We start from the raw sequence: 3,665 nt of genomic DNA on the forward strand, positions 1-3,665 counted from the left end.
GTATATGAAGGTCTTCGGGGATGGGGACTACAAGGGTATACGCACTGAGCGTCTAGCAGATGACTATACTCCTAGACCTGTAGAGGATGATGCGGAAGAAGTAGATACAGCTATAATATCGTTCCGGCTTAGGCATTATGGGCTGGAATTGGGGGCGAGGATGTACTTCTAACGGGGACCAAAAAGAATAAAAGAGTGTCCCTCTATAGAGAGTACCTCCCAAAGAATCGGGCAGTGGGCTGGCTTGGAAGTTTCTAGGTAGCTAGCCTTCTTGTCTCTATGATTAGAAGAGGTACTGAAAGCTCCCGAATGTGGCGCATTGGCGTAACGCGGTTTAAGGGAATCTTGTATGGATAATCTCTGTAATGGGGCGCTCTGTTGTTGAAGATTCCCTATAGGGGGGTAATTGGTCGTCTAACCAGGTTTAAGAAAACTAGACGAGCTTTTTTTGTACTTCGTAAGTTTTTCCAGAAGCTTTGAAAGAGGTTTGCTGACCCTGTGCGACGCACCATAGCAGTTCTGACCCAATTTAAGAGATTATTGCGTTCGGGGATTTGTAGGCTACTATAGTGGGGTAAGCCTCTACCAGAGCGCATAGTAGTTAGCACCAGGAGCCTCTTCCTCGATTAGGAAGCTATTGCGTGTAGATAGGCAATAGGTACAGGTGTTCCGCGTTAGAGACCCTTGGCAGGAATGTTTTGGCTTAAAGTTCCTAAAGACGCACTGGAATCTGGGGGACTGCTGATGCTTTTTGTACTTGAAGAGGTTATCAATGCTATACAATGTACATTCAGTGGTGCCTTGCCGTTATAGTAATTACAGGGATTTGTAGGCTACTATAGTGAGGCATGAAAGCCTCTACCAGAGAGCATAGGTAGTTAGCACTAGGAGCATCTTCCTCGATTAGAAAGCTATTGCGTGGGGCACAGGTCTTGTCCGCTATAGTGAGATAAGATGCTGAGAAGTCTTTGCAGGAAGTACGTTAATCCAACTCAATTGGCATAATGTGCGGGAACAGTGGAATTTTGGCTGTCAGCTTCATCTGGCGTTCAGTACTTCTCCAATTTAAGAGGATCTAGCGGGCATAACTTTAAAAAGGTTGCAGGAACCCCTGTCTATAGCGTGCAGCGCTGCCATAACTATCGGGATTATGGTACTTTTCGCACTTATAACAGCTTTAAAAGATATTGTCGCTGTATCTAGCCGTTTTGCAGGGCTACACCAATTTCACGAGACTCGAGCGGTGCTATTAGTGCTTTGATAGAGGTTGTCACTGCAATGCAGGTTGCCGGATATTCTTATGGGGCCTAACGGAGCGAGGGCTGAAAATGCTCTCCCAACGTGTACAGGCTAGGGCGGGTTCCTTTAGAGAGATCTGGTAGGACTCTCCCCGTGGACCTGGAGTAGATGTGGGTGTGTCATGGTTGGAGTAGGAGGATCTACTATTGCGCTTGTACTTGGCTGAGAATGGTCATCATCGCGTAGGCCGGTGGCAGTATTCTGCGGAAACAGAAGGTCCACGTTACCGTGTCCCACCTTTAGCGCATGCAGGTAGGAATATGTGGGTAGTTGGTCTTTGTCCTCTATAATGAGGTCTTCAAAAGTTTTCACTATTGTGGGTTTTATTTCTAAGTAGGAAGTGATGCTTAGTCCCAGTTTCTGTGCCATTTGTGCATCTTTTCGGTACAGAATAGACATTGATATCGATACTGCGGCGTACAGTAAACACGCTAAGAGAGTGACCGCGCAACAGAATGTTTGCACAAGAAGTGGTACGGAGTTTCCGAATGCAATCCCCACACCAAGCATAATGGCTGAATACGGAAGAACAGTAAGACACACGGGCAAAATGTTACGTTTGTCCTTACTTGATCCCCTACTTATCACATCTATTGTTAAGGTGACAAAGGCAATAAAAACAGCAGCGCATGACATGGTTGCTAAAATATGCACCAACCTTGCGTGCAAAAATAAGCCCACAAAGTATGATGTGCTGAACACTGCTGCGGCTAGCGCTGACAACATGCACGCTACACGTAAATTCGCGGCATGTTTAGGTACGTCAGATAGTTGCGCTAACCCTACAAAATTGTGAAAGGGGCTTACATAATTCCCGCGTTCAGTAGGCTGTTGATCTTCATTAAAGTAACCTAGCTCTATCAGAGCAGGACCCGCAATTACATCTAAGGCGGGTTTTTTCACGTTGTAATTACAGGGATCAAGATTAGATAGCGCATAAGCGCGCACTGCCTTCCGGTAGCCTGATAGCTGCCAGCGCATCAAGTTTGGGTACTCAGTTTTATATGTGGAATGCCGCCTTAATAAACCCAAGCAAATGAGGGGAATGATAATAGGAAAAAGAAATATACTGGATAGGCATCTGAGCTTCTGCTCTCCCTCGGTAAGAAAACTCCATTTTTCCATGTAGAACACTGCATCAAGTACACTTTGGCTCCAAGGTTTTAAAAGGTCATTATATTCTGCGGTGCAGAAGAAATTTGAACTAACGGGAAATTTTAGATTTCGAGTGGCGCGCGCAAGTAAGGATATAGTTGTTGTTTCTGCATCAGCGCTGGCTGAGAAAACACTGCATAGTTGGGTGAGACTCTTTTCCGATAAAGCGCTAGAATATACGAGTAGCAGTACATCCTTGGAAACCAGCACCCAGTCCTCATGCAAAATACTGCATGGCGAAATCCCATTTGATAACAGCTTTTTTGCATCTTCTGTAGTACATACGATTTTGGGAGAAAGAGACAAACTCTGAATTTCTTGCAAGGTTTCTGTTATGCGCGAGATATTGTGCTCAAAGAGAAAAAATGTTCTGCTTGCAATAGCCTCCTCACACGGCCTTCTTACAGGGTGTGAGTGTTTTTTAAGACCTTCAACGAGTTCCTCCATAGGTATGAGCCTATACATAGGAACTACACCCAGCACATGAGTGCCCCTCACCCTTAGTCCCATTTGGGGAGAAAAGAACGCTGACCTTCTTTTAAGTATAGTTTCTGGGGAGGCATCTTTGGGGAAGCGGTAAGAAAGAGCGCTGTTGCCCGGCATTTAACGCACCATAAATGTCTATTGTGATATGGAAAATGCTAACATTTTTACTTATAAAAAGTCAAATAAAGCCTAGGGTTACAAGTAGATCTACTCACTGTAAGAGAAAACAAAGCTGGTAACCCACATAGGATTATTGTAGCAAGCGACCACAATATGGGCATGGCTTCTCTTCACCTTCTGCGACCTTCACGTATATCTTAGGATGCCCTGAATGGAGGTCAGTGCCGTCTGAGGATCCGTTGCACGAAACTATCTTTTCCTTTGTTGAATTATCGTCACTCATGTGTAGTCAGCTCCTAACTGAAACCCTTAACGCTTTTCGTACTTACTCCAATCTCTATGAGCACTTTGGTGAGCATGACAGCCGAAAGCATGGAGCATAGTATTCCTATTCCAAGAGTTACCGCAAATCCGCTTACCGAAGTATTGCCCATAACATACATAATGGCGGCAACTATCAGAGTTGTCATATTTGAATCAAAAATTGTGGACATTGCGTTCTTAAAGCCCCTATCCACCGCATAACGCAACTTTCCGGATGCCCTCATTTCTTCTCTTATTCTCTCAAATATCAAAACGTTAGCGTCTATAGACATGCCCACGGT

3 protein-coding genes are annotated in these 3,665 nt (G+C 44.8%); all 3 read right to left on the reverse strand.

The window, feature by feature from the left end; all coding sequences use genetic code 11:
* Positions 1-1,365: 1,365 nt before the first annotated feature.
* Positions 1,366-2,937 (reverse strand): hypothetical protein, encoded by a 1,572-nt coding sequence (locus tag R4I06_RS04460; protein WP_334414382.1) that lies wholly within the window; start codon positions 2,935-2,937, stop codon positions 1,366-1,368.
* Positions 2,938-3,190: 253 nt separating this feature from the next.
* Positions 3,191-3,343, reverse strand: a complete 153-nt coding sequence (locus tag R4I06_RS04465; protein WP_334414383.1) for a zinc-finger domain-containing protein — start codon at positions 3,341-3,343, stop codon at positions 3,191-3,193.
* Between the two features lie 13 nt (positions 3,344-3,356).
* The coding region (locus tag R4I06_RS04470; RefSeq protein WP_334414384.1) for an MMPL family transporter at positions 3,357-3,665 on the reverse strand (309 nt) is incomplete at its 5' end.

Origin of the sequence: Anaplasma bovis, from assembly GCF_036903315.1 — a bacterium.
GTDB classification, from domain to species: Bacteria; Pseudomonadota; Alphaproteobacteria; order Rickettsiales; family Anaplasmataceae; genus Anaplasma; species Anaplasma bovis.